6 protein-coding genes are annotated in these 6,943 nt (G+C 39.9%); 3 read left to right on the top strand and 3 right to left on the bottom strand.

Annotated features, from left to right (window positions below):
* Positions 1-620: 620 nt before the first annotated feature.
* Together F6K54_RS37215 and F6K54_RS37210 are read left to right on the top strand one after the other, a co-directional pair.
* Positions 621-1,049 (top strand): ATP-binding protein, encoded by a 429-nt coding sequence (locus F6K54_RS37215; RefSeq protein WP_293089009.1) that lies wholly within the window; start codon positions 621-623, stop codon positions 1,047-1,049.
* A 17-nt stretch (positions 1,050-1,066) separates the two neighbouring features.
* The gene (locus F6K54_RS37210; protein WP_293089007.1) at positions 1,067-1,972 is read left to right on the top strand and encodes an LD-carboxypeptidase; all 906 of its coding nucleotides are present in this window, start codon (positions 1,067-1,069) and stop codon (positions 1,970-1,972) included.
* Between the two features lie 182 nt (positions 1,973-2,154).
* Here F6K54_RS37210 and F6K54_RS37205 read toward each other — a convergent pair whose 3' ends face one another.
* Entirely contained in the window at positions 2,155-2,316 is a 162-nt protein-coding gene (locus F6K54_RS37205; RefSeq protein ID WP_293089005.1) for a hypothetical protein, read from the bottom strand.
* Positions 2,317-2,394: 78 nt separating this feature from the next.
* Positions 2,395-2,751 carry a hypothetical protein gene (locus F6K54_RS37200; protein WP_293089003.1) on the bottom strand — a complete coding sequence of 119 codons (357 nt, stop codon included), beginning with the start codon at positions 2,749-2,751 and terminating at the stop codon, positions 2,395-2,397.
* Positions 2,752-3,261: 510 nt separating this feature from the next.
* Here F6K54_RS37200 and F6K54_RS37195 point away from each other — a divergent pair.
* Positions 3,262-5,094: an ABC-ATPase domain-containing protein gene (locus F6K54_RS37195; RefSeq protein WP_293089001.1), complete on the top strand. Its 1,833-nt coding sequence runs from the start codon at positions 3,262-3,264 to the stop codon at positions 5,092-5,094.
* 772 nt (positions 5,095-5,866) lie between these two features.
* Here F6K54_RS37195 and thrB read toward each other — a convergent pair.
* Positions 5,867-6,784, bottom strand: a complete 918-nt coding sequence (thrB, locus tag F6K54_RS37190) for a homoserine kinase (protein ID WP_293088999.1) — start codon at positions 6,782-6,784, stop codon at positions 5,867-5,869.
* Positions 6,785-6,943: the final 159 nt, after the last annotated feature.

Raw genomic sequence — 6,943 nt, 5'->3', positions numbered from 1 at the left:
GGAAGGTTTTATTTGTGGAGATATCCGACTCAAGGCCCTGGCTTTCCCATCCCTCCGCTCCCCTAATAGCTGCCGCCACCATCCTCCGCCAACGGGAGAGCGCGGGACTTCCCGCCAGGGAAGTTAAAACCAGATGACTTCCTACAAGTTATTTCACCTAGTGGTTGTCTGCGAGAGTTATATCATGTCCGGTTGAATACTTATAATATAAGATAGTAGGGGAGTAGGGGAGTAGGGGAGCGGGGGAGTAGGGGAGTAGGGAAAATAGAAAGATTTACTGTTGAAGCACTCATGATAAGTTTTTCATCACTGATTATCCGGACATGATGTTAGATGCTCTTAACAAAGGAGTAGAAATTTGGTGATCGCATGACTACCAAGTAGAATATTTACTATTTAGATATCTCCAAAAAGTAAAAATAAAATCAATTATTATCCATAAATTATCAATTTTTCCCCTCCTGGGAGGGGTTAGGGGTGGGTTCCCTGTTCCCTGTTCCCTGTTACCTCTTTTGGTGGAGATGTCTATTTACTATAATTTGATGATATTTGAATGTTAAAGGTGGGTAGAAATTAACTAAAACTATTTCTAAAAAATTCAAAAGAAGGAGTATTTATTTATGGAACCTTTAGAAGTGCCTGGTAGCCTAGACTCTTTACAAACAATTGCTCAATATGTGGTTTCAGCAGCAACAGAAGCAGGTTTAGAAAATAACAGATCACATAAACTACGTTTAGCAGTAGATGAAATAGCAACAAATATTATTACTCATGGTTATAATGAAGTTGGATTAGAAGGAAATATATATCTGGAAGCTACAATAGATTCCGAAAGTATCACTATTGTTCTTGAAGATACTGGAATAACATATGACCCCACAACAAGAGAAAATTTTACAGCGGAAACAAAAAGAAAACTTTTAGAAAAAGAAAACCCTGGTGGCTGGGGGATGTACTTAGTGATAGAAGGTGTTGATGAATTTAAGTATAAAAGAGTAGGGGACCGAAATCGTAATATTTTAATTGTGAATAGGATTACAACAGAATAGAAATAATCATACTTAATATGCTAAATCAAAATTGGTTAAAACCAGGTGACTTACTACAAGTTATTTCACCAAGCGGTTGTTTGCGAGAATTAGATGCTTTTGAAAAGGGAGTGGAAATTTGGCGATCGCGAAACTACAAAGTAGAATTAACTCCTGGTTATGATGAAAAATGGGGTTATTTAGCAGGTACAGACGAAAGTCGCCTTACTCAATTAGCAGCAGCGATTAGTAATGAAAATTATCCTGGTCTTCTCTGTTCTAGGGGTGGTTATGGTACAACCCGCTTACTGGAAAACTGGCAAAACCTCAATGATTTTTCACTGCCTACTCCTAAATGGTTGATTGGTTTTTCTGATATTACTGCCCTGCTGTGGACTTTTTATAAAATTAGCAATTTTTCCTGTGTTCATGGTCCATTATTAACTACTTTAGCTGCGGAACCAGAGTGGTCAATTCAACGATTATTTGACTTAGTAGAGGGTCGTTCCCTAGAACCTTTAAAAGGCAATGGTTGGGGTGGAGGCCAGGCCAAGGGCTATTTAATGCCTGCAAATTTAACTGTAGCTGGTCATTTATTAGGCACTAAGTATCAACCAGATTTGAGTGGGACAATTTTAGCCTTAGAAGATACAAATGAAGCTCCTTACCGTATTGACCGAATGTTGACCCACTGGCGGATGGCTGGGGTTTTACAGCAGGTAAATGGTATTGCTCTGGGGCGGTTTAGTCAGTCTTCTGGTGGCCGTATGGATAATACAGAATTTACTGTTGAAGATGTATTGCGCGATCGCCTGTCCGATTTAAATATTCCCATTGTTTCCGAGCTTCCTTTTGGCCACGATGGTCCTAATGCTGCTTTACCTGTGGGAGTAGAGGCCAATATTGATGGAGATAAAGGTATTCTGGAAGTTATCAGGAAGTAATATCATGTCCGGTAGCATCGGAGCGTGTATAAAATTAAGGTGACACTCTTGAGAAAACCTTCTGCCTCCTGCCTCCTGCCTCCTGCCTTCCTTCCGCCAAAGTCTAACTATTCAACCGGACATGATATAAAGAGTAATTTGACATCGTCATTGCGACGGTCACTCCGTGGAAGGAAGCAATCTCAGTGGTTTAAGAGATTGCTTCCTATCCTCGCAATGACAATAACAGGTGGTTGACGACTATGCAGGTAATCTAAAATTTTTAATAGCTCTTTGGCGATCGCTTTGATATCATCCTCGCTATAGCGCTTTTCACATGGATAGACTACAGTTAGTATGGGCAACCCAAAAGCATTTTTCTACTCCCTACTCCCTACTCCCTACTCCCTACTCTAAGCGCCAAAAATAATTTTGTGGTCTACTCAAATGAAAAGCGCTGTAAAGGTACGACCAGACTGTATCCAGTCGGACAATGATTTAGCCTCAATATAAGTTTGAACTAAGGCAAAACCTTTTTCTAACTCTATCTCCACATCAAAGTCATCCAGGTATTGAGGAATAGAGGGATGTTCAAGAAATTTCAGCACCTCAGCTTCCCGTTCAAACAGTTTCAGATGTTCCCAAGTAAAGTCGGGGCTGAATAGCAATAACTTAACGACAACCAACAAATCTGTTTGTAAGTCATTAGCAAGAAAAGTTCTACAACCAGTTTGACCGCCAAGTACAGATTGGATACGATAGCGATCGCGTAAAACTTGACCAATGAATTGCTCCATCATTTTTGCTGTTCATTTAGATAGTTGGACTTGCTGTTTGTCTAATACCCTATTTGATTATCTGACTCTCAGTATAACTAAATTCAACGAAATTTTCTAATTATACTCAGTAGTAAAATATTTCTTATCTTTATTTTTCTGATTTTTAGACTTGACATTGTACTTTAGCAAAAGTAAAATTAAAAGTTTTGATTGACTTATACGTTTTGGAAAATAATGGTTATCATTAGACCATAATTGCAAATTATAGTGTAATGTTTTTGGTTACTGATTGAAAGATATGTTCTAATCTATATACAAAATCTAAATTACGAAATCTTATATAGTGACCAAAAAATAAGGTCTCCTTTCCCTTGAAGAGGGATGAAAAAGCGGTCCCGGGATGGCTAGGAAACCTGCGCCATATCCAATCGACTAAGAGAAAATAAACTTCAGTATTTCAAGCCTTTGACTTTAGCCAGAGGAACTGATAACTGATAACTGATAACTGAAATGACACCTGATACCTGAAAAATGACTAATCAACAAACTCTGAGGCAGAAACTTTTAGACTTAGACAACTGTAACTACAAAGCTTACAGAGATATTCAAGGTAGTTACGAATTTCCGGACTTTACCTTAATTATTGATTATATTCAGGGAGACCCCTTTGGCGCTCCTAGTAAACTTCGGGTGCAGGTGCCTTATACAGTTGCTGCTTTTCCTCCAGAACTTTATCAAAGTCCAATTCGAGAAGTTGCCCTACGAGATTTCCTAACTCGTAAATTTGACAGAATGGCTTATGAGGTAAGTGGACGGCGTGGCACTGGTAAAAGTGGGATGGTGGCAATTACAAAAATGGGACAGGAAGTCCTGGAACGAACATCAGTATATTTGGCTAATATAGATCCTCCAGCTCCTAAAGTTGTTTCTCCTGGTTCAAACCCCGCTTTACAAAGAGGAAAACCGATAAAATTAAAAAACAATCCTCAAAAAGGTGTTGAAGTACGATTAATAGTTGGATTACCTGCAAATGGCCGTCGTATTCTAGGCAGACAGGCAGCAGAGATGTTGTGTGATGATATGCCGTATATTGTTCATCGGAGTCTCAAATATGAACAATTAGATGCTGCTGCTTGTCGTCGCCATGTCGAAACTGTAGAAGATGCAGATTTTTTACGGAACCAATTGGTAGAAAAAAATCTGGTTGCTTTTGTTGCTAATGGTGCAATTTTACCGCGTCGTAGCGGGGTTGACGCTCGTCCTTTGTCATCTGAGAATGTAGTGCCATTTCAGTCTCCTCCATCTTTGGAAGTGGAGTTTGAATGTCCTAATCAAGGTAAAATTTCTGGCATGGGAATTTCTCAAGGGGTGACATTAATAGTAGGTGGTGGCTATCACGGTAAGTCTACTATCCTCAAGGCTATTGAATATGGGGTTTATAACCACATCCCTGGTGACGGCCGTGAATTTGTCGTGACAGATCCAAAAGCGGTGAAAATTAGGGCAGAAGATGGTCGTAGTGTGGCAGGTGTAGATATTTCGCCGTTTATTAATCAATTGCCTCAAGAGCGTTCCACTACTCAATTTACTACTGAAAATGCTAGTGGTAGTACCTCTCAAGCTGCAAATATTATGGAAGCTTTGGAGATAGGTATTAAAAAAGATAAACCTGAAGAAGTTGCTATTACTTCCCCTATTTTATTAGTAGATGAGGATACGGCAGCAACTAATTTTATGATTCGCGATCGCCGGATGCAAGAACTTATTTCTAAGGAAGGGGAACCGATCACTCCTTTTATTGATAAGGTAAGACAGTTATATACTGACTATCAAGTGTCAACAATTTTGGTAATGGGTGGTAGTGGTGATTATTTTGAAGTGGCAGATCAAATCATTGCTATGGAAAATTTCAAAGCTAGTGAAGTTACAGAAAAAGCTAAAGAGATTGCCGAAAAACACGTTACTGGCCGTACTTCTGAAGGTGGTGAAAATTTTGGTGAAATTCGAGGGCGGATACCACTACCAGAAAGTTTAGATCCGAGTCGGGGACGACGAGATGTACGTTTAAAAGTACGAGATGTTGATGAAGTGGTGTTTGGTAGCGAGGATGTTGACCTCTCTAGTGTCGAACAGTTAGTGAGTAAAGACCAATTAACGGCGATCGGTGCAGCTATGGTTTATGCTAAAAAACAATACATGGATGGCGCTCGAACATTGTCAGAAGTTGTTGATGCTATTATGGCAGATATTGAATCTAAAGGTTTGGATGTTTTGGTTCCTTTTCCCCAAGGAGATTTAGCTATGTTCCGACGTTTTGAGTTGGCAGCAGCGATCAATCGTTTGCGGACTTTGAAAGTTAAATAATTACTACTAGACATCTCCAAAAATCAAAAAGACAATCAATTCTTATCCAGAAATTATCAATTGTTCCCCTCCCCTCCTGGGAGGGGCTAGGGGTGGGTTCCCTGTTCCCTGTTCCCTGTTCCCTCTTTTCTGGAGATGTCTACTGAGGAAAAATAACGTTTAATATTATGTTCGGTTGAATACTTATAAATAACTTAGCGAGGAGTCAGGAGTCAACCCACCCCTAATATCATGTTCGGTTGAATACTTACACTTTGGAGGAAGGAAGGCAGCGGGAGCTGGAGGCAGGAGGCAGAAGGGAAGAAAGGGTTAAAAGGGATAAAGTTTTTTTATAACTGATTATCCGAACATGATATAACCCCTCCCAGGAGGGGAAGTCAGGAGTCAGGAGGGAAGAAAGGATAAAAATCAAGATAATTTAAGTATTTCAAGATAATTTAAGTATTTATTCGGTACTGTCAGTTCTGAAATTTTATTTATAACTGATTATCCGAACATGATATAATATTATGATATAGCAGTTGAAGGAAAGGTAAGGAAATACAGCTGTTTCTGTTGTTATGAGGTACACCCGTCGCGGGCAAGACTGCCTAAACGCAGGCAAGATGCCCACGCTACGATGATTTTACCATTTAAGCTTGTACCTCATTTGCTCGAAATATGCTGTATCAAAAGCTGAAAACTCAGACAACGTTAGATTTTTTTCTTCTGCCTTTCCGTTAACTTATGACTTTTGACTTTGGTAGCGATCGCGCTGAGTTAAATCACCAAGCTAAGTACAAACTGCTCCTTTAGTGTCAACTGCCAAAGCTTTTACTTCTGTAACTACTCCTTGATTTTTCCAAGTATCCGCCATTGCTGTTACTACTGCTGATGTTGCAGTCGAACTTGTCAGTGCTAATAAAGTCGGGCCAGCACCACTAATTACCATTTCATCAGCACCAGCATCTAAAGCAGCTAATCTAACTTGTTCATATCCTTTGATTAGAGACTTACGGTAGGGTTGGTGAATTTTATCTTGCATTCCAGCTTTTAGCCAATCTCCATTACCAGTTTCTAAACCTCTTAACAAAATGCCTAAATGGGCAGCATTGAATATAGCATCGGCACGACTGTAATTTATCGGTAAAACTCGTCGTGCTTCTGCTGTTGAAAGTTCAAAATCTGGAATTGCTACTACTGGCACAATATCAGAATGCCAAGGAATATCACAGACTTCCCAACCAGTAGGAGTGGAGGCAGTTAAACAACAGCCACCGAGTAAGGCAGGCACAACGTTATCTGGATGTCCTTCAATGGCGATCGCTAAATTCATTACTTCTGTTTGACTTAAAGGATGTTCCGCCAGTTGATTTGCTCCAAGTAAACCTCCAACTATTGCAGTAGCTGAACTTCCTAAACCCCTAGCTAAGGGTACGCCTAAGTCAATTTCTATTTCTATAGATGGGGGTATTTGGTTGAGATATTCATATAATTTGACGAATGCTTGATAGGCAAGATTGGTTTTATCTGTGCTGACTCGTGGAGCTTCTTTGCCAGTGACAGAAATTTTTAGTTCTGTTGCGCTATCCGTAATAGAAAATTTGAAACGGTTATATAAAGAGAGAGCAGCACCGATGCAGTCAAAACCAGGGCCAATATTTGCGGTAGTTGCGGGAACAGTAACGGTAACAGAGGAAGATGTGGTCATTTCAGTTATCAGTTATAGCGCTACGCGCTAGGGAATAGGGAACAGGGAACAGGGAACAGGGAACAGGGAACAGGGAACAGGGAACTGTAAAAGGGTTTTAGGATTGAAAAATGTCCTAACCAATTCTTGTAGTCCTATATCAATTATCAGTACCTCCGG

This window comes from Okeania sp. SIO3B5 (assembly GCF_010692555.1).
In the GTDB taxonomy this organism is placed as follows: Bacteria; Cyanobacteriota; Cyanobacteriia; order Cyanobacteriales; family Microcoleaceae; genus Okeania.
The sequence above is the reverse complement of the archived record's forward strand: the minus strand, read 5'-3'. Positions and strand labels throughout refer to the sequence as shown.

What these genes read in the sequence shown, in the direction of transcription:
- F6K54_RS37215 (WP_293089009.1), top strand. Translation starts at nt 621, where the DNA reads ATGGAACCTTTAGAAGTGCCTGGTAGCCTAGACTCTTTACAAACAATT.
- F6K54_RS37210 (WP_293089007.1), top strand. Translation starts at nt 1,067, where the DNA reads ATGCTAAATCAAAATTGGTTAAAACCAGGTGACTTACTACAAGTTATT.
- F6K54_RS37200 (WP_293089003.1), bottom strand. Translation starts at nt 2,751, where the DNA reads ATGATGGAGCAATTCATTGGTCAAGTTTTACGCGATCGCTATCGTATC.
- F6K54_RS37195 (WP_293089001.1), top strand. Translation starts at nt 3,262, where the DNA reads ATGACTAATCAACAAACTCTGAGGCAGAAACTTTTAGACTTAGACAAC.
- thrB (WP_293088999.1), bottom strand. Translation starts at nt 6,784, where the DNA reads ATGACCACATCTTCCTCTGTTACCGTTACTGTTCCCGCAACTACCGCA.